Below are 23,455 nucleotides of genomic sequence, written 5' to 3'. Positions count from 1 at the left end.
GGCGCCCATTTTGCCTGCCCGCGGCGTGCCGGACGCGTGCCGCGCGGATAATCCGCGCCCTGCAGATCCTGACCACCCCCGTAGCGCCTTCGGCGCTCCCCCTTCGGAGGGGGCGCCGCCAGCGGACCGGCGAAACCGGATCCGCGGCGGCTGCTTGGTTCCGCCAAGGTACTGCCGCGCGGATCGTCCAAGGATCCGCCGAGAAGAACGATGAGACCTGCTCGCCCCGCCAACCCCGTCCCGCCCATCCACTATCCCGAATCGCTGCCGGTTTCCGCCCGGCGCGAGGAGATTGCCCGGGCGCTGGCCGAGCATCCGGTGATCATCGTCAGCGGCGAGACGGGCTCGGGCAAGACCACCCAGCTGCCGAAGATCGCGCTGGAGCTGGGCCGCGGCCTGGGTGCCGGCGGCAAAGGCTTGATCGGCCACACGCAGCCGCGGCGGATCGCCGCCAGCTCGGTGGCCAAGCGCATCGCCGAGGAGTTGAACTCGCCGCTGGGCGAGGTGGTGGGCTACAAGGTCCGGTTCCAGGATCGCCTGCAGCCGGGGGCCTCGGTCAAGCTGATGACCGACGGCATCCTGCTGGCCGAGACGCAGACCGACCCTCTGCTCAAGGCCTACGACACGCTGATCATCGACGAGGCGCACGAGCGCTCGCTGAACATCGACTTCCTGCTGGGCTACCTGAAGGAGGTGCTGCCGAGGCGGCCCGACCTGAAGGTGGTGGTGACCTCGGCGACGATCGATGCCGAGCGGTTCGCCAATCACTTCGCCTCGGCTCGGGGGCCTGCGCCGGTGATCCACGTCAGCGGCCGCACCTTCCCGGTGGAGCAGCGTTGGCGGCCATTTGAAGAGAGCAGGGAACACGACCTGAACGATGCCATCGCCGACGGCGTCGACGAACTCTGGCGCGAAGGCTCGGGCGACATCCTCGTCTTCCTGCCCGGCGAGCGCGAGATCCGCGAGGCGGCGGATCACTTGCGCAAGCACCTGTCGCACCAGCCGCTGCACCGCCACGCCGACATCCTGCCGCTGTTCGCGCGGCTGTCGCAGGCCGAGCAGGACCGTGTCTTCGAGTCCGGCGGCGGCAAGCGCATCGTGCTGGCCACCAACGTGGCCGAGACCTCGCTGACGGTGCCCGGCATCCGCTACGTCATCGACAGCGGCCAGGCCCGAGTCAAGCGCTACAGCTACCGCAACAAGGTCGAGCAGTTGCAGGTCGAGCCCATCGCCCAGGCGGCGGCCAACCAGCGCGCCGGCCGCTGCGGCCGGGTGGCCAACGGCATCTGCATCCGGCTGTACGACGAGAAGGATTTCGCCGGGCGGCCGCGCTTCACCGACCCGGAGATCCTGCGCTCGTCGCTCGCCGGCGTGATCCTGCGGATGAAGGCGCTGCACCTGGGCCTGGTCGAGGACTTCCCCTTCCTCGAGCCACCGCCGCGCAAGGCCATCGCCGATGGCTACGCGTTGCTCGCCGAGCTCGGTGCGGTGGACGAGGAGAACGAGCTCACGCCCATCGGCCGCGAGCTCGCGAAGTTGCCGCTGGACCCTCGCGTGGGCCGCATGATCCTCGAGGCGCGGCAGCGCCAGTCGCTGACCGAAGTGCTGGTCATCGCCAGCGCCTTGAGCGTGCAGGACGTGCGCGACCGCCCCCTGGAAGCCCAGCAGGCGGCGGACGAGAAACACAGGAAGTTCGACGACGAGAAGTCGGAGTTCATGGGCTACCTCAAGCTGTGGAAGTGGATCGAGGAGGGCCGCGGCGTGCACGGGCATGCCGGCGAGAAGTCCGACGTCCACAAGCTCAGCAATCGCCAGCAGGAGCAGCGCCTGCGCGAAAGCTTCGTCAGCCCGCGGCGGGTGCGCGAGTGGCGCGACATCCATTCGCAGCTGCAGACCGTGGTGGCCGAGCATGGCTGGCGCCTGAACACCACGCCGGCGACCTATGAGCAGGTCCACTTGGCCATGCTGGCGGGGCTGCTCGGCAACGTCGGCTGCAAGGCCGATGACGAGGACTGGTATCTCGGCGCGCGGGGCATCAAGTTCTGGCGCCATCCCGGCGCGCACCTGAGCAAGAAGCCGGGGCGCTGGTTGATCGCGGCCGAGCTGGTCGACACGACACGCCTGTTCGGGCGTGGGCTGGCGGCCATCGAGCCGCAGTGGATCCCGCCCATCGCCGGCCACCTGCTCAAGACCCAGTTGCTGGAGCCGCACTGGGAAAAGAAGGCCGGCGAGGTGATCGCGCTGGAGCGCGCGACGCTGTACGGGATCGTGGTCTACAACAACCGCCGAGTGAACTTCGGCCAGGTGGATCCGGCCGCGGCGCGGGAGATCTTCATCCGCGAGGCGCTGGTGCAGGGCGAGTGGGAGACGAAGCTGGCGTTCCTGGCCCACAACCGCAAGATGATCGCCCAGGTCGAGGAGCTGGAGCACAAGGCCCGGCGGCAGGACGTGCTGGTCGACGACGAGCTGATCTACGCCTACTACGACCAGCAGCTGCCGGCCCATGTGGTCAGCGGCGCCAGCTTCGAGGCCTGGTATCGGGAAGAGTCCAGGAAGCAGCCCAGGCTGCTGATGCTCAACCGCGAGGAGCTGATGCGCCACGAGGCCGCAGGCATCACCACCTCGGCCTTTCCCAAGACCATCCGGCTGGGGGGTGTCGATTGCACCGCCGCCTATCTGCATGAACCCGGTGACGCCAAGGACGGCGTCACCGTCACCGTCCCCATCTACGCGCTGAACCAGGTCAGCGAAGAGCGTTGCGAGTGGCTGGTGCCCGGCATGCTCGAGGCCAAGGTGCTGGCGCTGGTGAAAAGCCTGCACCAGCGGCCCCGCTCGCGCCTCGTCCCGCTGCCCGAGTTCGCGGCCGAGTTCTGCGCCACGACGCCATTCGCGCAGGGCGCGTTCATGGAGGTGCTGCTGAAGGCCGTGCGCGAACGCACCCAGCTCGCGGTCCAGCGCAACGACTTCAAGCTCGAGCAGTTGCCGCCCCACCTGTTCATGAACTTCCGCGTGGTGGACGAGCACGGGCGCCAGTTGGGCATGGGGCGCCAACTGGCCAGTCTCAAGGCCGAGTGGGGTGGCCAGGCCCGCAGCGCGTTCCAGGCCTTGGCGGCGCTGAAGCGAGAGCCGTCACCGGCGCCGGCCGCCCCCGCGGGGGCACCTGCGCCAGCGCCTTCGCGCGGTGTGGTAGCAATGGTGAAGGCGCCTTCGCCGCCGCCGGCTGACACTCCACCGGCTCGCTACACCGCCTGGACTTTCGGCGAGCTGCCGGAGCTGATGGAGATCCGACAGAAGGGCCAGACGCTGATCGGCTTCCCCGCCCTGATCGACAAGGGCGCGCATGTCGAGGTCGAGGTCTTCGACGAGCCCGACGTCGCCGCCCATTTGCACCGAGCCGGCCTGCGGCGCCTGGTGGCGCTGCAGATCAAGGAGCCGCTGAAGTACCTGGAGAAGAACATCCCCGATTTGCAGAAGATGGCCGTGGCCTACATGCCGCTCGGCACGCAGGAAGAGCTGCGCGACCAGATCGTCGCGGTGGCGCTCGACCGGGCCTTCCTGCAGGATCCGCTGCCGCAGGACGCGGTGGCGTTCGGCAAGCGCATCGAAGAGGGCCGCACCCGGCTCAACCTGATCGCGCAGGAGGTGGCGCGCCTGGCCGGCACGGTCCTCGTCGAGTACGCCGCGGCGGCTCGCAAGCTCAAGGATGCGAAGCCGCCGAAAGAGGTGGCTGACGACGTCGCGGCGCAGCTGCAGCGCCTGGTGCCCAAGCGCTTCCTGGCGCAGACGCCATGGGCGGCGCTGCAGCAGTTTCCGCGCTACCTCAAGGGCGTCGTGATGCGCCTGGACAAGCTGCGCGCCGATCCGGTTCGCGACAGCCAGCGCCTGGCTGAATTGCGACCGCTGGAGCAACGCTGGCAGCGTCGCCTGGCCGAGCTGAAAGGCCAGGCCGATGCGCGCCTGGACGAGTTCCGCTGGATGCTGGAGGAGCTGCGCATCAGCCTGTTCGCCCAGGAGCTGCGCACGCCGCAGCCGGTGTCGGTGAAGAGGCTGGAGAAGGTGTGGTCCCAGCTGACGGGCTGAGCGGATGCCTTCCGGCATGGCTCGGCAGACAGGCCGGTCCCGCCAGTCTCACATCGCCGGTTGCACGTGCTGGTCGAAGTAGTCCGCCATTCCGATCCAGGCATCGGCGTCGCTCACGTTCTCGACCGGCGAGCACTGGGCGGACAGGCCCTGGACACCGTAGCGCTTGCACAGCTGCCATCCGAAGTCCGGGTAGTGCACGTCGACCTCGCTCGCCGGCACCAGGACCTTGTGGAAGGCGCGTTCGTAGCGGGTGACGACTGGCGGCGACGACGGTGACACGGACTGCAGCGACGAGCCGGCACCGTCGACCTGGACGCATTGCGAAAGGAAGGCGTCGCGGTCGCTCTGGATGACGTAGGTCTTGGCCATCTCGTTGCAGTTGAAGCTGGTCTGGGCCTGGTAGGTCCAGATGCCTTGCACCTTGGTGCTGCCGGTGAAGGCGCCGGTCAGCGCGGTGAGCAGGCCCAGGCCGGCGCCGCGCGACTGGCCGGCGATGAACGAGTTGGCCGGATCGGCCACCAGGGTCGAGGCGTAGTTGTTGGTGAAGAAGTTGATGGCCTTCTGGATGTCGTAGCGCGGGACGGGATTGCCGGCGACGTAGTTCACCACCGGGTGGCGGAACTCGTACGACACGACGATGTAGCCGCGATCGGTCAGCGGCTTGACCAGGCGGCTCCACAGCGAGCCCGGGGCCGTGTCCATGGCGATGTAGTTGCCCACGCCGTTCGGATGGCCGTAGTAGACGATGGGGGCTCCCTCGGCCCGCGTGATGTTGGCCGGCATCCAGATGTCCATCACCTGCTTGGCGTACTTGCGGGTGGTGGGTTCGTACCACGTCGTCGTGCCGTAGGCCACGTTGCGATAGCAGTTGCAGTTCGCGTTGTAGCCCGGCGGAGTGGCGTCGGCGGTGACGGCGTGGGCGGGGGTGGCCAGCGGTGCGAGGCTGGCGGCGAACAAGGCAGCGGCGATGGGCTTGAGGCGGGCAGAGCGGAGGGCGTTCATGTCGTTTCCAAAGGCGCCATGGCCGGGCCCGGCGGGCCGCAAAGCGCTGTGGCGCTTCGCCCGGCTCTGTCCGGTGCACCTGGGGAAACGAGGCGGGCGAGTGCTGCCTTGATCGACCCGCTGACGAGTCGCGTAAGACGCTGATCGCCCGAGATGGGCCGCAAACGACGGCCATCTTTCAGGCCGTTGCAGTGTGCTTACATCTGCTTGAACAGATGTGCGTAGCTCTCGGCTACCAGCAATGTTTCGCTGCGTTCCTTGAGCTTGAGCTGCAGGCGGCCGCGGAAGTCGCGGCTGGCGCCGGCGATGGCGCTGGCGTTGACCAGCGTCGAGCGGTGGATCTGCCAGAACTGCTGCGGATCCAGTTCTTCCACCAGTTCCTTCAGCGGCTTGCGGATCAGCGCCTCGCTGTCGAGGGTCGCGACACGCGTGTACTTGTTGTCGGCCGCGAAATACAGCACCTCGTCGACGGTGATGAGACGCAGGCTCTGGCCGACCGAGGCGTTGATCCAGCGCAGGTGTTGCCGTGGGGCGCCCGTGCCTGGGAGGGCGGCGAGGCGATCCAGCACCGAGCTCAGCTCGTTGGGCGCGCTGCCCAGGCGATGCTTGACCCGGCCGATGGCGGTGAACAGGCGCGCCGGCTGCAAGGGCTTGAGCAGGTAGTCGACGGCGCCGTGGTCGAAGGCCGCCACGGCGTGTTCGTCGTAGGCCGTGACAAACACCACATGGCTGCGGCCGCTGGCCTGGCGCGCCACGTCCAGCCCGGTCGCTCCGGGCATCTGGATGTCGAGGAACAGCACGTCCGGGCGCAGTTCGTCCAGCAGGCGCAGGGCTTGCACGCCGTCGCTGGCCTCGCCCAGGATCGTCAGCTCAGGCCACAGCCGGCTGATTTGCTCGATCAGCTCGGCGCGCAGCGTCGATTCGTCTTCGGCGACCAGCGCGGTCGGGTTTCTGGTGTTCATGCAAGCTCCAGGGCGCCAGCGGAGTTCATGAAGGAAGCTCCAGGGTGAAGCGTGTCGAATGTTCGTCGGCCTCGCAACGCAGGCAAGCCTGGTCTCCAGCGAGCACCTGCAGGCGCTCGCGCTGGGCCGCCAGGTCGGCGTCGTCGCCGCACAGGCCGGGCGTGCTGACGGTCAGGCGAATGCCCAGCGCGCTGACGTTTCGCCAGGCGGTCAAGGCGATCCGCTCCGGCAGGGCCCCCGGGCACAGCCGCAGGGCCCGCTGCAGCAGTGGCAGCAACAGCATCGCCGGCAGGATGGCGGACCGCAGGGTGGGCGGCAGCGCATCGTCGAACTGCACCGGCCGCCGCTCCAGGCTGCTGCGCAGGCCGAGGTAGCTGCCCAGCAGGGCCGCCTCGGCATCCAGCGTGGTCACGTTCTGCTCACGCAGGCGCGGCAAGGCCACCCGCAAGTGGTGGATCAGGCGCTCCAGCTGGTCCGCAGCCGCTTCACCCTGGCCCAGGGCGTAGTGCTGTTGCACGTCGACGAGCACGTCGAAGAGGAAGTGAGGCTCGACCTGGGCCTGCATCGCGGCCAGCCGCGCGGCCATGGCTTGCCGGCTCAGCGCGGCCTGTTCGCCCAGAAGGCTCTGCAACATGGCCTCGCTTCGCCACCGCCGGCGCAGCATCTCGATCAGCGCGATCGACAAGGCACTGGGCAGCAGCATCGAGAGGAAGTCGGCCGAGAAGCGCTGCAGCAGCGTCAGCTTGATCTTGCACTTGGGCTCTTGGCACAGGTCCTGCCAGGTCGGCCAGTGGGCCAGTTCGGTCACGCCCCACAGCAACGGGACGGCGATCACGCTGCCGAGCACCGCGGCGATGAGCAGGCGCTGGTTGCGCTGGGGATGGCCGGGGTCGCTGCGGTCGGCGGGCAGCCAGGCCAGCAGCAGCACCAGGGTGCAGATGGGGGGCGACAGCAACAGGCGCCAGAACAGCAGCCAGGGCTGCTCCAGGTGCTTCACGTCCGCCAGTCCGGACAGGTCCACGGCGCCGTACAGCAGCCCCAGTGCCGTGAACCCCGCCAGCTCGTACCAGCGGACCGAGCGCCAGGACGTCAGCACATGCGCGAGCGGTGCCCACCACGGCTGTGCAGACGCCAGCGTAGCGCTGCCGGGCAGGACGCTGCTCATGATGTCAACGCCTCCTCGGTCGACTCGGCCTGTCGCCAGGACGGCGGATCCATGCCGGACACCCTTCGCAAGGGCAGGCATACCCGGGCCAGCACGCCTCGCGGCGCGGCCGCCTCCAGCGCGAGGTAGGCCTGCTGCCCGTACAGCGCCAGCAGCCGGGCGCGGGTATTGGCCAGCCCGACCCCGCTGCCGCCCGCGCCGACGAAGCCCTGGCCATCGTCCCGGACGTCCACCAGCAGCTTGTTGCCGGCCGTTTCCATCGCGGTCACCCAGAGGCGCCCCCCCTCGGGCAGCGGCGACAGGCCGTGCTTGATGGCGTTCTCGACCAGCGTGGCCACCACCATCGGCGGCATCTCGGCGTCGCGCAGCGCGGGCGCGGCCGTGATGTCGAAGCGCAGCCGTTCGCCCATGCGCATCTGCAGGATGGCGAGGTAGTGCTGCACCCGGTCCAACTCGTCGCCGAGGCAGGCGTGCTGCCGCCGCATGCCCGGGAGGGCGGTTTGCAGATAGGCGATGAGGCTGGCCAGCATGTCTCGGCCGCGCCCGGGCGCCACGTCGTACAGCCGCTTGACGTTGGCCAGCGTGTTGAACAGGAAATGCGGCTCGATCTGGGCCTGCAGTGCCGAGAGTTCGGCCTCCATCTGCTGGGCGGCCAGCACCTCGCGGGCCTGGCGCGCGAGGGCCAGGCGCTCGCGGGTGGCCCGCTCGACCTGCGACAGGTGCAGCAGGCCGTAGCCGCTGCAGCCCAGGAGCCACCACAGGCTGGTCGTGTACGCCGCCCAGGACCACTCCAGCGGCTCCTTGAAGTCCGGCGCATAGACGACGGTGTAGCGCAGTGCGGCGCCCACGACCGTGCCCACGGCCACGGCGCCGCCGCGCACGCCCCAGGCGGTACGCGGCCTCAGCGCCCGTCCGGCCAGCCAGGCTTCCGCCAGGCCGGCGCAGGCCAGGATGGACAGGCCGCTGATCATGGATTGGCGCGTGTACCGCGCCAGCTCGAAGGTCCACTGCGAGACGTCGCTCGTGGCGGCCTGCCACGCAATGATGCGGGACAGCGCGAAGACGAACGCGAAATAGAACACGGCCGCGACGTGCGGCAGGTTGACCACGCGCCGAAACACGGCCCAACGCGAAACAGCAGCGGCGGGCGGGTCCTGGTACGTCATGGACAGGATTGTCCGCCTGGGGGCTTGCCGGCGGGCCGGCCGGCGACGAACCGGCCCGAGGCCCTGACGAAGCCGGGCGGGCGGGCCTCGAAGACCCTCAGCGCAGGACTTCCAGCGCCCGTTCCATCCCGCCCCGTTCGATGGACAGCATGGATTTCTCCCGCACGGCCGGCTTGGCGTGGAAGGCGATCGACAGGCCGGCGGCCGCCATCATGGGCAGGTCGTTGGCGCCGTCGCCCACGGCGATGGACTGTGCCGGCTCTATGCCCATCAGCTCGCAGACTTCGAGCAGGACCCGCCGTTTCTCGGCCCCATCGACGATGTCGCCCCAGGGCCGGTCCAGCAGGCGGCCGGTGAGCCGGCCGTCGACCACCTCCAGCACGTTGGCGCGGGCGAAGTCGAGCTGCAGGCGCTGGCGGACGTGTTCGCTGAAGTAGGTGAACCCGCCCGACACCAGGAGCGTCTTCAGGCCGGCCGCTCGGCAGGCGGCGACGAACGGCTCTACCCCCGGGTTCAGGCACAGGCGCTCGCGCACCTGCTGCAGCGCGCTTTCGGGCACGCCCGCCAGCAGGCAGACGCGACGCCGCAGGCTGTCCTTGAAATCCGAGATCTCACCGCGCATGGCTGCTTCGGTGATGGCGGCCACCTCGGCCTTGAGGCCGGCCGCCGCCGCGATCTCGTCCACGCATTCGATGTCGATCAGCGTGGAATCCATGTCGAACGCGACGAGCCGGAAGTCGGCCAGCCGCAGCGGCGGCGTGAAGCCACGGGTGAACAGGCCAGGGGCGAACTCGTGAGCGGACATCGGGGCATCACCCGGGGAAGGGATCCCCGGTCAGGACGGGCAGGCGGGGCGGGTGCAAGCCGGCAAGTATCGCAGGCGTCGCCAGATGCTCGGGTCATCCCGGGCATCCGGGTGCTCTCGGCAGGCGTAGAACCGCCCAAGCTCGTCCCCCCAACTGCCGCAGGAGGTCCCATGTCTGCCGTCCTGGAACGCACCACCGACCGAACCACCGCTGCCGATGCAGCCGCCTCGCCCCTGAGCCGCTTGCGTGGTTTCGACTCGGGCGCCCGCGAATTCGACGACACGGCGTGTGAAGTCCAGGGCGCGTTGCCGCCGTGGCTTCGCGGTTCGCTGCTGCTCAACGGCCCGGCGTTGTGGGAGTTGCCCAAGGGCCGCTACGCCCACTGGTTCGACGGCCTGGCGATGCTGCATCGTCTGCATTTCGACGGCGGGCGCGCGCCCGTCTACCGCAGCCGCTTCGCGCGCAGCCAGTCGTTCGACCTGGCGCAGGCGGCCGGCCGGCCGGTGGTGGGCGAGTTCGCCACGCCGGACACCGAGCCGTGGCTATCGCGGATCACGCACTTCTTCCATCCGCGCAGCAGCGACAACCCGGCGGTGGTGATGTCGCGCATCGGCGAACGGTGGGTCGCCTGCACCGAATCGCCCCATTTCATCGAATTCGATCCCACCACGCTGACCACGCTCGGCGAGCTCAGGCACGACGATGAGCTGGACCTGGCGCTGATGGCCGCTCACGGCATGACCGACCGCCGTGGAGACTACTGGAACGTCGGGGTCGAGTTCGGCCCCAAGTCCTTCTATCGCCTGTTCCGCATCCGTGCCGGCAGTACCCGGCGCGAGCCGGTGGGCGCCATACCGGTCCGCAAGGCAGGCTATCTGCACGCCTTCGCCCGCAGCGCGGGTCACATGCTCGTCTGGGAGACGGCGCTGCGCGCACAACCGCTGGGCTTCCTGTTCACCCACCGGCCGTACCAGCGCAACTTCCGGTGGGAGCCGGCCAGCGGCTCGACGATCCACGCGATCTCGCTGGCCGACGGCTCGTCGCGCCGCTGGGAGATCCCACCCATGATGTGCTTCCACGCGGTCCAGGCGTTCGAGGATGGGGACGACCTGGTGCTGGACCTGTGCGACTACCCCGATGCCACTGTCTTCGAGGACCTGGCCCTGGTGGCCTTGCGCGGCGGCTTGCGCCAGCGCACCGCCGCCCGCCTGACTCGCTACCGCTTGCGCCCGGGCACATCAGAGGCGCGCATCGAGCCGCTGGGAAGCGGCTTCGAGCTGCCCCAGGTCCACCCCGATCGGCCGGAGACGGGCGCGGCGCGCTGGGCCTGGGGTGCCGGCTACGACCCGCAGGACAGGGCGCACTTTCTCGACCGCACGGTCCGCATCGACCTGGCCAGCGGCGAACGCCGGGAATGGCAGCGTGCGAACGCCGTCCAACTCGAGCCGCTGTTCGTGCCGCGGCCCGGCGGCACCGAGGAGGATGACGGCGTGCTGCTGGTGTCCACCCTGGCCGATGGCGACGTGTCGACGCGGCTGGCCGTGCTCGATCCGCGCCGCATGGAATGCCTGGCCATGGTCGAGATGCCGCAGGTGCTGCCCTTCGGATTCCACGGGGCGTTCCGGCCCGCGTGACGTGCGCAACGCCCGCCGCCTGCGGCGGCACTCACCGCCAGGGACTTTCGAACCGGAGCGCAGACATGAGCAAGGCCTTGGCAGCGTTGGCAACGATGGTGTTCGCCTGCGGGCTCGTGGCGCAGGCGGCCCGAGCCGCGGACGGCGACCTGGACCCGAGCTTCGGCCGCGGCGGCCTGAAGATGACCGACTTCCACGGCGGGGCCGACCTGGCCCACGCCGTGGCGGTGCAGCCGGACGGCAAGATCGTCGTCGCGGGGACCACCTACCAGAACAACGACTATTCGCACGAGGATTTCGCCATCGCCCGCTACACCGCCGATGGCCGGCTGGACGACAGCTTCGGCACCAAGGGCCGGGTGACGACAGACTTCCCGGGCCTTGCGGCCACGCCCTCGTCCGTCGTCGTTCAGCCCGACGGCAAGATCCTGGTGGCCGGCGGCGCCTACCCGCTGTTCGTCTTCGCCGGCAACTTCGAGATCGCACGCTACAACGCCGATGGCACCCTGGACGCCGGCTTCGGCAACGGCGGCATCGTGACCACGAACTTCGGCCATGGCAGCTACGCCTTCGGCCTGGCCCTGCAACCAGACGGCAAGATCGTCGCGGCCGGCACGGTGTTCGTCGATTTCTCCACCGACGACTCGTCCAACACCGACTTCGGCTTGGCGCGCTACAACGCCGACGGCTCACCGGACAGCAGCTTCGGCAACGGCGGTCAGGTGCTGACCGACTTCGACGGCTTCAACGACGACGCGTTGGCCGTGCTCATCCAGCCCGACGGAAAGATCGTGGCCGCCGGCTCGGCCAAGAACCCGACCCGCTACTACGACTTCGCCCTGGCGCGCTACCTGCCCGACGGCTCGCTCGACAGCAGCTTCGGCCAGGGCGGCAAGGTGCGGACGGACTTCGGTGTGCAGAACTTCGACCAGGCCCGCGCGGCCGTGCTGCAGCCGGACGGCAGGATCGTCGCCGCCGGCTTCGCCAGCCTGGCGTTCGGCGACACGCGCTACGCCGCAGCGCGCTACAACGCCGACGGCACGCTCGACAAGTCCTTCGGCAGCAAGGGCAAGACCAGGCTGCACTTCGGCAGCTGCTGCGAGCGGGCCAACAGCGTGCTGCTGCAGCCGGACGGCAAGGTCGTCCTGGTTGGCTTCCCCGATTCCGAATCGTCGGATTCCGACTTCGTGTTGGCGAGGCTGGACACCAGTGGCGCGCTAGACGCGAGCTTCGGGAAGAACGGCCGCGTGCGCACCTCCTTCGGCCAACTCAACGGCGGGGCGAACGGCGCCGCGATGCAGCCGGACGGCAAGATCGTCGCAGTGGGCTTCCAGGCGACGAGCAGCGACAAGACGGTCGAGTTCGCCATCGCGCGCTACGTGGCGGCCGGCGCCGACTGAGCGGCGGCGGCGTCCCATGGGATCGAGCCGCCGCGCCTTCACTTCATCTCACTGCGCCGCAGTGAAGGTGATGGTCGTCGTGTGGGTGCTGGTGGTGACCTGGTAGTTGCAGGCCGGCACGCCGCCGGCCACCCAGTGGTTCCAGTCCGCCGGCGTCGTCTCGACCCCGGCGGTGTCGTAGAAGTGGACCTTCTTGAAGCTGATGCTGCCGTTGGCGGGGTACTGGCTGCACTGCGTGACGAAGTAGACCTCCTTGACGCCGCCGAAGTACCAGTCGAAGGCCTGGCCGTAGGACTCGGTGTTGAAGCTGGTCTTCTGGCCGGTGGTCTTGTCGGTGCTCGAGATCATCCAGTTGGCGCAGACCCCACCGGTGCAGTTGCTGCCCTTCATCGTGCCCTTGATCTTGTCGCCGGTGTTCACCGGGATGGTGGCGCCGTGCCAGGTCTTGCCGCTCTTGCAGCAGTTCCAGTTGGTCATGGTCCAGCGGGCGTCGTTGAAACCGTTCCAGGCCAGCACCGGCTGCAGGATGGTCTGCACTGCCCCGCCGTCCTCCAGGCCCGGGAAGTAGTACAGCACCTGGCCGTTCTTGGTGGTTGGAGCGCTCGGCACGTTGAAGATCGCGTCCGAGCTGCCGGCCGGCGGGGTGATGTTGGCGTTCGAGTCGCTTCGCGCGACCCACCCGCTGTAGTCGGGTTGCATTCCGGGTTCGACCCTTTCGACCGCGTCCCCATGCACCACGAAACGCGGATATGCACAGGCACCGGCCGGCTCGGCGATGCTGCCGTCGGCGCGCAGCACCGCGCCGCTGGCCGACAGGCGCTGACCTTCCTCGACCTTCACGACGCACGACGGGTGAAACAGGCCGTTCGGCGTGACGACGTACTCGGGCGGCACGCCAGCAGGGCGGCGAGCCTCCGGCACGCTGCCGACCGTGGTCAACGATGAAGCTCCGGCCGCCGGCGCGGCGAGGGACGTTGCGGCCAGCACAGCGGCGCAGAGGTGACGGCTCCAATTCATGAACCTTCTCCTTGAGGGGGTGGGAAACACGAGTGAGCGACCTGCCGCGCAGGGCGGCCGGCCGGCCGCTGCAGCTTAGGACCCGCCTCGGGGTGCAACCACCCCTCAAGGTGGGTGGGCCTACTGCTTGTCGATCTGCGCGCGGAGCTTTTCTTCCTGTTCGCGCAGCTCGGGCGTGAAGGCTTCGCCGAAGTCCTCGGCCTCGAAGATCTGCCGGATCTCGATCTCGGACTCGGTCGGCATCGGGTTGGGGCAGCGCTTGACCCATTCGATGGCCTCCTGCAGCGAGGCGCACTTCCAGAGCCAGAAGCCGGCGACCAGCTCCTTGGTCTCGGCGAACGGGCCGTCGACGACGGTGCGCGCCTGGCCCGAGAAGCGCACGCGGGCGCCCCTGGAGCTGGGATGCAGGCCTTCACCCGCCTGCATGATGCCGGCCTTGACCAGCTCCTCGTTGAACTGGCCCATGGCGGCCAGGAGCTCCTGGCTGGGCATCACGCCGGCTTCGCTGTCTGCAGTGGCCTTGACCATCACCATGAATCGCATGTCGTATCTCCTTGAGTGGGCGTTCATTCTCACGACGAACGGGACGGGGCCGATTCGACAACATGGCGGCGACTCGTCGGCCACAGGCGGACGAGCAGGGCGGCCAGGGCGCTCGTGGTCGACAGCCCGATGACGGCCGGCCAACCCCATTGCGCGAACAGCAGGCTGCCCCCGGCGGACCCGAGGGCCATGCCCGCGAACATCAGCACGAAGAGCACCGCGTTGAGCCGGCTGCGCGCCGGCGGCTCCAGGCCGTAGACGATGGTCTGGTGCGCGATGAGCGTCGCCTGGAACCCCAGGTCGAAGCCTATGGCTGCCACGGCCAGCAGGCCCAGCTGAGCGCTTGCGGGCAGCACGGTCCCGACTGCCATGAGAGCGAACGACGCCACCACGAGGCCGGTCGCCAGCCGGGTGACCCATTCGGCGCCGCGCTTGTCGGCCAGGCGCCCCGCGAGCGGTGCTGCCAGCGCGCCCGCGGCACCGGCCAGTCCGAAGGCGCCGGCCACCGAGCTGCCCAGGTGGAAGGGGGCGCCATGCAGCATGACGGCCAGCGTCGACCAGAAGGCGCTGAAGCCCACCGCCAGGAGGGCCTGGGCCAGGGCCGCGCGGCGCAGGCCGCCGTGCCGTTGCCACAACGGCACCAGCGAGCCGAGCAGCTCGCCGTAGCGCAGATGCGTCGTCGGCTGGAAACGAGGCAGACCACGCCAGGCCGCCGTCCCGAAAGCGGCGATGCTGACCGCGGCGGCGACGAACATCGTGCGCCAGCCGAAGTGCTCGGCCACGAAGCCGCTGACCACGCGAGACAGCAGGATCCCCAGCAGCAGGCCGGTCATGACGGTGCCGACCACCTTGCCACGATGCTGCTCGGGAGCGAGCGTTGCGGCGGCGGGCACGATGTCCTGGGCCAGGGTGGCCGCCAGTCCGATCGCCAGGCTGGCCGCCAGCAGGACGCCGACGGTAGGGGCGGCGCCGGCAAGCAGGAGCGCGACGCACAGCACGGCCGCCTTGGCCAGGATGATCCTGCGGCGGTCCAGCCTGTCACCGAGGGGTGCCAGCAGGAGGATCCCGAGTGCGTAGCCCAGCTGCGTGGAAGTCGGGACGAGCCCGACCGCGCGCACCGAGGCTGCGGTCTCTTCCGCCAGGACGCCGAGCATCGGCTGCGCGTAATACAGACAGGCGACCGACAGGCCGGCGCCGCTGGCGAGAAGAAGAATCATGGGCCCGGAAAGCAGTGCGGGCGTCGGCTTCTCATGCGTTCGTTGAATGGAGCTCACGCGGATATTCCGGGAAAGGTTGAGGACGCCCGGAGTGTCAGGGGTGCGCACCCCAGGCGGTAGCCCTCTGGAGGGCAGAACTGATATACGCTGGATGCATGGCCAAGACGCCCACAGACGCGCCCATCGACCGCGTTCTGCTGATGCAGACGTTCGTACGCATCGTCGAGGCCGGCAGCCTCTCGGGCGCCGCGGCGCAGCTGGGCGCCACCCAGCCGACGGTCAGCCGCCGGTTGCAGGCGCTGGAGCAGTGGTTCGGTGTTCGCCTGCTGCAGCGTTCGACCCATTCGATGAAGCTCACGGAGGACGGGCAGCGTTGCTATGACCGCGCGAAGGAGCTCCTCATGGGCTGGGAGGCCTTCGAGGCGGACTTGCGAGGCGTGGGCGACGAGCCCGAAGGGACGCTGCGGGTGGTGGCGCCGCACGCCTTCGGACAGCAGCAGTTGATCGAGCCGCTGGTGCGCTACCTGCAGCAGTATCCCGGCGTCACCGTCGAATGGCTGTTGCAGGACGACCCGGAGCATGGTGGCCGAAGGCGTGGACTGCGCCATCCAGGTGGGCGAGGTGAGCGATCCCTCGGCGGTGGCCATCAAGCTCTCCGAGGTGAAGCGGATCGTCGTGGCCGCGCCGGCCCTGCTTGGCCGGCGGCCGCCTCCGGCCGATCCCGCTGCTCTGGAGGGCTTGCCTTGGCTCGCCCTGCGGACCTACTACCGCAACGAAGTGACCCTGCTGCACTCGAGCACCGGCCAGGCATGGCGGGTCGCCATCAAGCCGCGCATGAGCACGGACAGTCTCTATGCCCTGCGCAGCGCCGCCTTGCTCGGTCTGGGGCTCGCGGTGGTCTCCGCCTGGGTGGTTGCCGATGAGGTGGCGAGGGGGCAACTGGTGCAGGTGGTGCCGGAGTGGTCCGCGCCGCCGCTGCCCGTCTTCCTGGCCTATCGGCATGCCACCTTCTATCCGGCCCGCTTGAGGCGTTTTGTCGAGGCCATGAAGCACGCGATGCCCAGAGTGGTCGGGGCCGCGGCACCTCACGGCGACGGCCTTGCCAAGCGTCTGGATTGAGATGGATGGGGTCTCTGTCCGATCGGCAGGAAATCCTTGCAGCCGTTTCGTGCGTTCGACTCCGGCCCACCGAAGAGCTGAAGGCGCGATGCTCAACCGGCCACCGGCTGCCCCAGCGCCCGCAGCGTGTCCCGCACGAACTGCGCCCGCTCGCGCGGCTCGGCGATCTCGCGGTCGATGCGCAGCTTGTCGTTTCCTGCCAGCTTGATGTGGCGGTTCTTCTGCACCAGTTCGATGATGCGCATCGAATCGATGGGCGGGTTGGGACGGAAGGTGATGTTCATCAGCCGCGGGCCGGCGTCTATTTTCTGCACGCCGTAGGGCTTGGCCTGGATGCGCAGGCGATGCGTATCGAACAGCGTCTGGCCCTGGGTCGGCAGCTTGCCGAAGCGGTCGGTGACCTCTTCCAGCAGGGTGTCGAGGTGCTCCATGCGCTCGGCACTGGCCAGGCGCTTGTAGAGAGACAGGCGCATGTGCACGTCGCCGCAGTAGGCGTCCGGCAGCAGGGCAGGGGCGTGGAGATTGATCTCGGTCGTGCTGCCGAAGATGCCGGAGGTGGGCGAGAGCAGGTCGGGCTCCTCGCCGTTCTTCAGGGCGCGCACGGCCTCCGACAGCATGTCGTTGTAGAGCTGGAACCCGACCTCCATCATGTTGCCGCTCTGGCTGTCGCCCAGCACCTCGCCGGCGCCGCGGATCTCCAGGTCGTGCATGGCGAGGTAGAAGCCGGAGCCCAGTTCCTCCATCTCCTGGATGGCCTCCAGCCGCTGCGCCGCCTGCTTGGTCAGGCCCTCGACATCCGGCACCAGCAGGTAGGCATAGGCCTGGTGGTGGCTGCGGCCGACGCGCCCGCGGAGCTGGTGCAGCTGCGCCAGGCCGAACTTGTCGGCCCGGCTGATCACGATGGTGTTGGCGCTCGGCACGTCGATGCCGGTCTCGATGATGGTCGAGCACAGCAGCAGGTTGTGGCGCTGGGCGACGAAGTCGCGCATCACGCGCTCGAGCTCGCGCTCGGGCATCTGGCCGTGGGCCACGCCGATACGGGCTTCGGGCAGCAGCTCCTGCAGTTTCTGGCGCCGGTTCTCGATGGTCTCGACCTCGTTGTGCAGGAAGTAGACCTGGCCGCCCCGCTTCAACTCGCGCAGCACGGCTTCGCGGATGGTGCCGGTGCCCTCGTTGCGGACGAAGGTCTTGATGGCCAGCCGGCGCTGCGGGGCGGTGGCGATGACGGACAGATCCCGCAGGCCCTCGAGCGCCATGCCCAGCGTGCGGGGGATGGGCGTCGCGGTGAGGGTCAGCACGTCCACCTCGGCACGCATGGCCTTGATGGCCTCCTTGTGGCGCACGCCGAAGCGATGCTCCTCGTCGATGATCAGCAGGCCGAGGCGCTTGAACTTGACGTCCTTGCTCAGCAGCTTGTGCGTGCCGACGACGATGTCCACCGTGCCGGCCTCGATGCCTTCCAGCGCGGCCTGCACCTCCTTCGCGGTGCGGAAGCGCGAGAGCTCGGCCACCTTCACCGGCCACTTGCCGAAGCGATCCGCGATGGTCTGGTAATGCTGCTCGGCGAGCAGGGTCGTGGGCGCGAGCAAGGCGACCTGCTTGCCGCCGTGCACGGCCACGAAGGCCGCGCGCAGCGCGACCTCCGTCTTGCCGAAACCCACGTCGCCGCAGACCAGCCGGTCCATGGGCTTCGGGCTGATCATGTCCTGGATCACCGCGTGGATGGCGGCGCGCTGGTCGGGCGTCTCCTCGAAGCCGAAGCTGGCGGCGAAGGCCTCGTAGTCGTGGGGCGAGAAGCGATGCGCCAGGCCCTCGCGTGCGGCTCGCAATGCGTACAGGTTCAGCAGCTCGGCGGCGGTATCGCGTACCTGCTCGGCGGCCTTCCGACGCGCCTTCTCCCACTGGTTGCTGCCCAGCTTGTGCAGCGGCGCCTCCTCGGCGCTGACGCCGGTGTAGCGGCTGATGAGGTGCAGTTGCGCCACCGGCACGTACAGCGTGGCGTTGTCGGCGTAGGTCAGGTGCAGGAACTCCGACGGGCCGTCGCCGAGGTCGATGTGCAGCAGGCCCTGGTAGCGGCCGATGCCGTGGCTCGCGTGGACGACCGGATCGCCGATCTTCAGCTCGGACAGGTCCTTGATCAGGGCGTCGACGCTGCTGGTCTGCTCCTGCTTCCTTCGGCGGCGGGTGCTGGGCGCGCTGGCGAACAGCTCGGTCTCGGTGACGAACTGGATCTCGCGGCCCGACTCCGCGTCATGCCAGTGGAAGCCGGCGGCAAGGGGGGCCGCGGTGATCGCCACCTTCTCGCTGCCCGCCTCGAATTCGGCCAGCGTGCCGACGCTGGGCACCTCGATCTGGTGGTCGCGCAGCAGCTCGAGCAGGCTCTCTCGCCGGCCTTCGCTCTCGGCCACCAGCAGTACCCGATGGGGCGTGGTGTCGAGGTGCTTTTCGAGCGTGGCGAGCGGCTCGGTGGCGCCTCGATCGGCCGAAACGTCTGGCAGCGGGCGGGCCCAATCGACCGGTTCGTGGCCGCGCAGGCTCAAGGCGGCGTGGTGGCCGACGCGGGCGAAGAAGTCCTCCACCCGCAGGAAGATGCTCTCCGGCGGCAGCACCGGCCGGTCGGGGTCGTGCTGAAGGAAGCGGTGACGCTCGCGCGTGTCCGCCCAGAAGCGCTGCAACGCTTCGTCCACCTCGCCGTGCAGGACGAGCATGGTGGAACCAGGCCCCTGGGCGCCGGCCGACCGGCCGCCGTCACCCGACGGGAGCGCGGAGCCTGGGGGCGGCCCGGCGGTTGCGCTGTCGAAGTAGTCGAAGATGGTCGCCGGCTCGTCGAAGAACAGAGGCAGGTAGTACTCGATGCCGGCGGTGGCGATGCCCTGCGCGATGTCCTTGTAGATGCGCGACTTGGTCGGATCGCCCTCGAGGTGCTCGCGCCAGCGCTTGCGAAAGCTCGTGCGCGCCGCGTCGTCCATGGGGAATTCGCGGCCTGGCAGCAGGCGAACTTCGGGCACCGGGTAGAGGCTGCGCTGCGAATCCGGGTCGAAGGTGCGGATCGAGTCGATCTCGTTGTCGAACAGGTCCACGCGATAGGGCACCTGAGAGCCCATGGGAAACAGGTCGATCAACCCGCCTCGCACCGCGTACTCGCCCGGGGAGACGACCTGGCTCACGTGGCTGTAGCCAGCGAGGGTGAGCTGGCTCTTGAACGCCGCCTCGTCGAGCCTGGCCTTCTGCCTGAACTGGAACGTGGTGCCTGCCAGGAAGGAGGGCGGGGCGATGTGCGTCAGCGCCGTGGTGGCCGGCAGCAGCACCACGTCCACGTCCTTCTGGTGGATGCGCCACAGCGTGGCCAGGCGCTCGGAGATCAGGTCCTGGTGCGGGCTGAAGGTGTCGTAGGGCAGGGTTTCCCAGTCGGGGAAGACGGCCACCCGCAGGCCGGGCACGAAGAAGGGCAGCTCGTCGGCCAGGCGCTGGGCGTCGCCCGGCTCGGCGGTGACGATGGCGAGCATTCGGCCTTCCGCGGCACGTGCCTGGGCGACACGGGCCAGGAGCAGGGCGTCAGCAGATCCGATGGGGCGGGGCAGCGTGAAGCGCTTGCCCGGGGCGATGGACGGCAGTTGCATGAAGGGGGAGGGTGCAATGCAATGCGCCCCGCGACGACTCGGTCGGCGTGGGGCGAAAGCCGGATTCTAGAATTCGGCCGATGATCATCGAACCGCCAGGCACCATGCCCCGCTGTTACGCACTGGTACCTTGCGCGGGCGTGGGCCAGCGAGCGGGCACGTCAGGGCCCAAGCAGTACGAGCCGCTCGCGGGGCGCCCGATGGTCGCGCACACGCTGCAGGCGCTGGCCGCGGTGACGCGAATTGCCGCGACGCTGGTCGTGTTGTCGCCCGACGACGACTGCTTTGAGAAGCTGCTGACGTGGCATGCCGGCGAACGGGCGTGGGTGGCGCGCTGCGGCGGATCGACGCGAGCCGAGACCGTGGCCCACGGCCTGGCCGCCCTTCGCGAGCGAGGCGCGCAGCCGCAGGATTGGGTGCTGGTTCACGACGCCGCCCGCTGCCTCATTCGCCCCGAGTGGGTGGACCGGCTGATCGACGAGTGCCTGCAGGACGAGGTGGGCGGGCTGCTGGCACTGCCACTGGCCGACACGCTCAAGGCCGAGGGCCGTGCGCAGCGAGTGGCCTCCACCGTGGACAGGGCCGGCAAGTGGGCAGCGCAGACACCGCAGATGTTCCGCCTCGGCCTGCTGGCGCCAGCCCTGGCTCACGCCGGCGCCGGCGTCACCGATGAATCCAGTGCCGTCGAAGCCCTCGGTCACGAGCCGAAGCTGGTCAGAGGCGAATGGGAGAACTTCAAACTGACGTGGCCGGGCGACTTCGCGCTGGCCGAGCGGCTGATGGCCAGCAGGGAATGAGATGAGCAATGCCCCGATGACACTGCCCCCGCTGCGCGTCGGCGAAGGCTGGGACACCCACGCGCTGGTGGTCGGCCGCCCGCTCGTGCTGGGCGGCGTGACCATCCCGCACAGCCACGGCTTGCTGGGCCACTCCGATGCCGATGCCCTGCTGCATGCCATCACCGATGCGGTGCTCGGCGCCGCGGGGCTGGGCGACATCGGCCGGCACTTTCCCGACACGGCGGCCGAGTTCAAGGGGGCCGACTCGGCCGTGCTGCTGGCCGAGGCCATGCGTCGCGTGCGCGAGGCAGGCTGGCAACTGGTCAACGTCGACACCACCATCGTCGCCCAGGCGCCCAAGATGTCCCCTCACATCCCGTCCATGCGCCAGCGCATCGCCCAGGCGCTGGGCGTGCAGCCCGACCAGGTCAATGTCAAGGCCAAGACGGCCGAGAGGATGGGGCCGGTGGGGGAGGGGCGCGCCATAGAGACCAGGGCGGTGTGCCTGCTGGTGCGGGGCTGAAGCAGATCCTGCAGCGATCAGCCCGGCAGGACTTCGGGCGCCTGGAGGAATGCACGCGGGCGTGTCGCAGCCGCTCCTCGTTTTCCCGCAGTGAGTCCGTTCAGTTTCGATGCCATGTCCTGGCACGGCTTACCATCGCCGCCCAAGACGATTGCAACGAGGGAGCCTAGGAATGAACCACGGACGCCGTAGCGCCTCAGTGGCGGTGATGGCCACACTGCTCACCAGTGCCGGCGTGCGGGCCGCCAGCGTGAACCGATTCGACGGCACGGTGCAGGTCTCCGGCAGTTCCCTGGTGCTCAACGGCAGCGGCACCCGCTACCGCGTGATGTTCAAGGTCTACGACATGGCGTTGTACTTGCCCACCAAGGCGGGCAGCGCCGCCGCGGTCATCGACATGCAGGGCCCCAAGCGCCTGGCCTTCATCGCCCTGCGCGACCTGCCGGGCACCGACCTCGGCCTGGCCTTCATCAAGGGCCTGCAGGCGAACAACAGCGCCGATGCCGTCCAGCGGCACACGCTGTCGTCGACACGGCTGATCGAGATCTTCTCGGGCAAGTCCAAGCTCGCCACCGGCGACACCTTCGCCATGGACTACCTGCCCGGCAAGGGAACGCAGTTCTACATCCAGGGCCAGGCGCAGGGCGCGCCCGTGGGCGATGCCGAGTTCTTCGGCATGGTGCTGCGCATCTGGCTGGGGCCGCAACCGGTGGACGCGGCCTTGCGCGACGGCTTGCTGGGCATCGAGGCGCGTAGCTCCTACTGAACGTCCCAACGGCCGGGCTGGGCCCAGCCCACCGGGGTCAACGCGAGCAGTGGCTGGCGAGGTCGGCGCCGACCTGCTGCTGGAGGTCCGCCAGTGCGCGTTCGAACGCCTCCTGGATCTCGGCCTCGCTGCTGTTCCAGTTCGTGCTGCCATTGACGCCGCGGAACGTGGCCTGGCGCTGTCCGGCCGGGTCGACCGTCGTGACGCGGACCACCAGGTTGGCCGACTTCAGGTAGCCGATGGACTGGATGTAGGCCTTCAGCACCTCGACCTGAAGCGTCGTCGGTGCGGCGCCGCTGGTGTGGCCGGGGATGGCCGCCAGGCCGTCCCCCAACCAGGTCGCGAAGCCTTCACCGTCGACCTTCGTGCGGACGACCTTGCCGAGACTCTTGTCCTCGCGCCTGTCGTCGACCGACCGGATGGCGAAGGCGCACGCCGCCCCGGTGGTGGCCGAAGCGGCGGGCATCGGCCGCGCAGCCGACGCCCTCAGGCCGGCCACGCGGTCTGCTGCACAGGCGCTCAGCGCCAGGGCGAGCGTCGCGAAGCCACCGCGAAGCAGCAGGTGCTTCACTGGGCGGTGGCGCCACCGGTGGCAGCGGCCGCAGTCGTCGCGTTGGCGGGCATCGATGCCGTCACCTGGAAGTGCATCGAACCGTCGGGATAGCGGAACAGCTTGCCGCCGTCGCGCTCGGCGACCACGTCGGCCGTGATGCCGGGCGCCGCTTCCGACTTGCCCAGCGAAGCGGGGGTCGTGCCCGGCAGACGCTGGATGTCCTCGGCCAGCAGGCGAGCCACCTGGGTGGTCCCGTCCGCCAGGCCCGTGCGCAGCAGCTTGGCGTTGTCGGCCTTCCAGGCGGCGATGAAGTCCGCCGGCTCCGTGGCCTTGACGGGCAACGTCAGGTGGAAGAAGACATTTGCGCGGTAGGCCGTGTGTTGCAGGCCCAGGGCACCCTGGCCCTCGGCGGGGACGGCGGCCGGCAGACCGGCCGCGGTGCGGGCGCTTTCGCTGCGGGGGTACAGCAGCCCGCGTGCCGAGATCTCCAGCGTGGAGAAGTCCTTGCTGATGTGGTAGTCGACGTTCACGAACATGACGCCATTCGACTTCGAGGCCTGGAAGGCCGCGTCATACGCCTTCGGATCGACGTTCTTGGTCATCACCACGCTCGCCACGGACATGCCCGGCACGTTCTTCAAGGCGTCGGCCACGGCGTCGTTCATCGCCTTGTCGAATTGCACGTCGACGATCTCGTCCTTGAGGGGGCGGATCGTCTCGTCCGCGGCCTTGGCCCGCGAGGCATTGACCGAGGCGTCGATGGCACCGGCAGCGCCGCCGCACGCGGCCGCCAGCAGGATGCCGATGCCCGGGATCGCCCCGCAGCCGGCCGCTGCTGCCTGTCCGGCATTCGAGATCTCGTAGGCCGCGTAGAGCTCGGGCTGCTTGATGCCGACGTTCACGTCGACCGGCTGGACCGCCGCGGCCACGTTGCGGGGCATGTTCTGAGTGGGTTGCAGGCCGGCGCAGCCGGCAAGCGCGAATGAAACCAGTGCCGCGAGCGCGGCACGAGGATAGGCGTGCATGGGGGACTCCCTCGGATTGGCGATCCGGGCGCGCGCTTCTTGGATCGAACGGCTTCCCGGGCCCATCTGATCGCG

At 69.2% G+C, this 23,455-nt stretch carries 17 protein-coding genes and 1 pseudogene; 7 read left to right on the top strand and 11 right to left on the bottom strand.

Annotated elements, in window-relative coordinates; genetic code table 11:
• The first annotated feature begins 210 nt into the window (after positions 1-210).
• Positions 211-4,080 (top strand): ATP-dependent RNA helicase HrpA, encoded by a 3,870-nt coding sequence (gene hrpA / locus ACS5PM_RS13425; RefSeq protein WP_439388129.1) that lies wholly within the window; start codon positions 211-213, stop codon positions 4,078-4,080.
• A gap of 48 nt (positions 4,081-4,128) precedes the next feature.
• Here hrpA and ACS5PM_RS13420 read toward each other — a convergent pair whose 3' ends face one another.
• The 5 genes from ACS5PM_RS13420 to serB all read right to left on the bottom strand — a co-directional run bounded on the left by ACS5PM_RS13420 (position 4,129) and on the right by serB (position 9,183).
• Positions 4,129-5,085 (bottom strand): hypothetical protein, encoded by a 957-nt coding sequence (locus ACS5PM_RS13420; protein ID WP_439388128.1) that lies wholly within the window; start codon positions 5,083-5,085, stop codon positions 4,129-4,131.
• A 197-nt stretch (positions 5,086-5,282) separates the two neighbouring features.
• Complete coding sequence (locus ACS5PM_RS13415; RefSeq protein ID WP_439388127.1) at positions 5,283-6,047, bottom strand: LytR/AlgR family response regulator transcription factor; 765 nt, start codon at positions 6,045-6,047, stop codon at positions 5,283-5,285.
• A 25-nt stretch (positions 6,048-6,072) separates the two neighbouring features.
• The gene (locus ACS5PM_RS13410) at positions 6,073-7,212 is read right to left on the bottom strand and encodes a histidine kinase (protein ID WP_439388126.1); all 1,140 of its coding nucleotides are present in this window, start codon (positions 7,210-7,212) and stop codon (positions 6,073-6,075) included.
• Complete coding sequence (locus ACS5PM_RS13405; protein ID WP_439388125.1) at positions 7,209-8,378, bottom strand: sensor histidine kinase; 1,170 nt, start codon at positions 8,376-8,378, stop codon at positions 7,209-7,211. The genes ACS5PM_RS13410 and ACS5PM_RS13405 overlap by 4 nt, the downstream gene beginning before the upstream one ends.
• A 97-nt stretch (positions 8,379-8,475) precedes the next feature.
• Positions 8,476-9,183 carry a phosphoserine phosphatase SerB gene (gene serB / locus ACS5PM_RS13400; RefSeq protein WP_439388124.1) on the bottom strand — a complete coding sequence of 236 codons (708 nt, stop codon included), beginning with the start codon at positions 9,181-9,183 and terminating at the stop codon, positions 8,476-8,478.
• 171 nt (positions 9,184-9,354) lie between these two features.
• On the opposite strand from serB, the gene ACS5PM_RS13395 reads away from it, so the two are divergent.
• Together ACS5PM_RS13395 and ACS5PM_RS13390 are read left to right on the top strand one after the other, a co-directional pair.
• On the top strand, positions 9,355-10,818 hold the full coding sequence (locus tag ACS5PM_RS13395) for a carotenoid oxygenase family protein (RefSeq protein ID WP_439388123.1): 1,464 nt from the start codon (positions 9,355-9,357) through the stop codon (positions 10,816-10,818).
• Between the two features lie 65 nt (positions 10,819-10,883).
• Positions 10,884-12,218, top strand: a complete 1,335-nt coding sequence (locus ACS5PM_RS13390; protein WP_439388122.1) for a hypothetical protein — start codon at positions 10,884-10,886, stop codon at positions 12,216-12,218.
• Between the two features lie 48 nt (positions 12,219-12,266).
• On the opposite strand, the gene ACS5PM_RS13385 is transcribed toward ACS5PM_RS13390, so the two are convergent.
• The 3 genes from ACS5PM_RS13385 to ACS5PM_RS13375 all read right to left on the bottom strand — a co-directional run bounded on the left by ACS5PM_RS13385 (position 12,267) and on the right by ACS5PM_RS13375 (position 15,052).
• Positions 12,267-13,235: a hypothetical protein gene (locus ACS5PM_RS13385; RefSeq protein ID WP_439388121.1), complete on the bottom strand. Its 969-nt coding sequence runs from the start codon at positions 13,233-13,235 to the stop codon at positions 12,267-12,269.
• 120 nt (positions 13,236-13,355) lie between these two features.
• Positions 13,356-13,778, bottom strand: a complete 423-nt coding sequence (locus ACS5PM_RS13380) for a YciI family protein (RefSeq protein WP_439388120.1) — start codon at positions 13,776-13,778, stop codon at positions 13,356-13,358.
• A 29-nt stretch (positions 13,779-13,807) separates the two neighbouring features.
• Entirely contained in the window at positions 13,808-15,052 is a 1,245-nt protein-coding gene (locus ACS5PM_RS13375) for an MFS transporter (RefSeq protein WP_439388119.1), read from the bottom strand.
• A 98-nt stretch (positions 15,053-15,150) separates the two neighbouring features.
• Here ACS5PM_RS13375 and ACS5PM_RS13370 point away from each other — a divergent pair.
• Positions 15,151-16,114 (top strand): annotated as a pseudogene (locus ACS5PM_RS13370) (LysR family transcriptional regulator).
• Between the two features lie 92 nt (positions 16,115-16,206).
• Here the strand turns inward: ACS5PM_RS13370 and mfd are convergent.
• Positions 16,207-19,734, bottom strand: a complete 3,528-nt coding sequence (gene mfd / locus ACS5PM_RS13365) for a transcription-repair coupling factor (protein ID WP_439388118.1) — start codon at positions 19,732-19,734, stop codon at positions 16,207-16,209.
• 80 nt (positions 19,735-19,814) lie between these two features.
• Here mfd and ispD point away from each other — a divergent pair, with 80 nt between their 5' ends.
• The 3 genes from ispD to ACS5PM_RS13350 all read left to right on the top strand — a co-directional run bounded on the left by ispD (position 19,815) and on the right by ACS5PM_RS13350 (position 21,802).
• Positions 19,815-20,531, top strand: a complete 717-nt coding sequence (ispD, locus tag ACS5PM_RS13360) for a 2-C-methyl-D-erythritol 4-phosphate cytidylyltransferase (RefSeq protein WP_439388117.1) — start codon at positions 19,815-19,817, stop codon at positions 20,529-20,531.
• A 16-nt stretch (positions 20,532-20,547) separates the two neighbouring features.
• The gene (gene ispF, locus ACS5PM_RS13355; protein ID WP_439388217.1) at positions 20,548-21,036 is read left to right on the top strand and encodes a 2-C-methyl-D-erythritol 2,4-cyclodiphosphate synthase; all 489 of its coding nucleotides are present in this window, start codon (positions 20,548-20,550) and stop codon (positions 21,034-21,036) included.
• A gap of 172 nt (positions 21,037-21,208) precedes the next feature.
• Positions 21,209-21,802 (top strand): chalcone isomerase family protein, encoded by a 594-nt coding sequence (locus ACS5PM_RS13350; RefSeq protein ID WP_439388116.1) that lies wholly within the window; start codon positions 21,209-21,211, stop codon positions 21,800-21,802.
• A 37-nt stretch (positions 21,803-21,839) separates the two neighbouring features.
• Here ACS5PM_RS13350 and ACS5PM_RS13345 read toward each other — a convergent pair whose 3' ends face one another.
• Positions 21,840-22,373, bottom strand: coding sequence for a hypothetical protein (locus tag ACS5PM_RS13345; protein WP_439388115.1), 534 nt, complete (start codon positions 22,371-22,373; stop codon positions 21,840-21,842).
• Positions 22,370-23,380: a hypothetical protein gene (locus ACS5PM_RS13340; protein ID WP_439388114.1), complete on the bottom strand. Its 1,011-nt coding sequence runs from the start codon at positions 23,378-23,380 to the stop codon at positions 22,370-22,372. Before ACS5PM_RS13340 ends, ACS5PM_RS13345 begins: the two co-directional genes overlap by 4 nt.
• Between the last annotated feature and the right edge of the window lie 75 nt (positions 23,381-23,455).

It is taken from the genome of Ideonella flava (genome assembly GCF_051857595.1).
Classification (GTDB): Bacteria; Pseudomonadota; Gammaproteobacteria; order Burkholderiales; family Burkholderiaceae_C; genus Ideonella.
The sequence above is the reverse complement of the archived record's forward strand: the minus strand, read 5'-3'. Positions and strand labels throughout refer to the sequence as shown.

Coding starts and splice junctions, on each gene's coding strand:
- ispD (WP_439388117.1), top strand. CDS start 19,815: ATGATCATCGAACCGCCAGGCACCATGCCCCGCTGTTACGCACTGGTA.
- ACS5PM_RS13410 (WP_439388126.1), bottom strand. CDS start 7,212: ATGAGCAGCGTCCTGCCCGGCAGCGCTACGCTGGCGTCTGCACAGCCG.
- ACS5PM_RS13395 (WP_439388123.1), top strand. CDS start 9,355: ATGTCTGCCGTCCTGGAACGCACCACCGACCGAACCACCGCTGCCGAT.
- ACS5PM_RS13405 (WP_439388125.1), bottom strand. CDS start 8,378: ATGACGTACCAGGACCCGCCCGCCGCTGCTGTTTCGCGTTGGGCCGTG.
- ispF (WP_439388217.1), top strand. CDS start 20,548: ATGACACTGCCCCCGCTGCGCGTCGGCGAAGGCTGGGACACCCACGCG.
- ACS5PM_RS13385 (WP_439388121.1), bottom strand. CDS start 13,235: ATGAATTGGAGCCGTCACCTCTGCGCCGCTGTGCTGGCCGCAACGTCC.
- ACS5PM_RS13350 (WP_439388116.1), top strand. CDS start 21,209: ATGAACCACGGACGCCGTAGCGCCTCAGTGGCGGTGATGGCCACACTG.
- hrpA (WP_439388129.1), top strand. CDS start 211: ATGAGACCTGCTCGCCCCGCCAACCCCGTCCCGCCCATCCACTATCCC.
- ACS5PM_RS13415 (WP_439388127.1), bottom strand. CDS start 6,047: ATGAACACCAGAAACCCGACCGCGCTGGTCGCCGAAGACGAATCGACG.
- mfd (WP_439388118.1), bottom strand. CDS start 19,734: ATGCAACTGCCGTCCATCGCCCCGGGCAAGCGCTTCACGCTGCCCCGC.
- ACS5PM_RS13340 (WP_439388114.1), bottom strand. CDS start 23,380: ATGCACGCCTATCCTCGTGCCGCGCTCGCGGCACTGGTTTCATTCGCG.
- ACS5PM_RS13420 (WP_439388128.1), bottom strand. CDS start 5,085: ATGAACGCCCTCCGCTCTGCCCGCCTCAAGCCCATCGCCGCTGCCTTG.
- ACS5PM_RS13380 (WP_439388120.1), bottom strand. CDS start 13,778: ATGCGATTCATGGTGATGGTCAAGGCCACTGCAGACAGCGAAGCCGGC.
- ACS5PM_RS13390 (WP_439388122.1), top strand. CDS start 10,884: ATGAGCAAGGCCTTGGCAGCGTTGGCAACGATGGTGTTCGCCTGCGGG.
- serB (WP_439388124.1), bottom strand. CDS start 9,183: ATGTCCGCTCACGAGTTCGCCCCTGGCCTGTTCACCCGTGGCTTCACG.